The 540-nt window shown below is 38.1% G+C and carries 1 pseudogene; it reads right to left on the bottom strand.

The annotated features are described in order from the left end of the window. Positions 1-187: 187 nt before the first annotated feature. Positions 188-540, bottom strand: a pseudogene (locus ACYQ4S_RS12200) (IS4 family transposase); the annotation flags it as partial.

Below are 540 nucleotides of genomic sequence, written 5' to 3'. Positions count from 1 at the left end.
ACTTTCTTAAACGTTAATTTTTTTGAATAGCGATCAAACTGACCGATAGCCTGTCGAGACGATTCACTTAATGTTTCTAAAGAAATGTACGAAAACCATTTATTTATGGTCATTTTTGTTTTATACTCAAGTTTCGCACCCTAATCAGACCTTGGAAAGCCTATCGGCTTAAGGTTAATCAACGAGATCAAACAGTGCTGTATGCCTGATTGGGCTGGTTTCCAGATAAAATTTCTTTAAATGAAGTCGGTAATGTCTCAATTAATTGATCCAGCACCTTCGTCACCTGTTGTTCAGATAGTACAAATTCACCTTCTAACAGCTCTTTTAACGCATGCAATAAAAGAGAGAGGGATTTTGTGAAGCGAATATTTTCGAGTTCATCGCATTCCATATAAAACAGATCTCCGATCGTTCGTGGATCCTGTTCATTTCGTGAAGCAAGGGCGAAGAATATATAGCGCATAAAGACAATAGTAGTGTGAGCGATCATGATATCATACTTTCGTCCGTATACTTCTTTTCCGAGCTGCAGGTAGG

It is taken from the genome of Alkalibacterium sp. s-m-28, assembly GCF_054658175.1.
The sequence above is the reverse complement of the archived record's forward strand: the minus strand, read 5'-3'. Positions and strand labels throughout refer to the sequence as shown.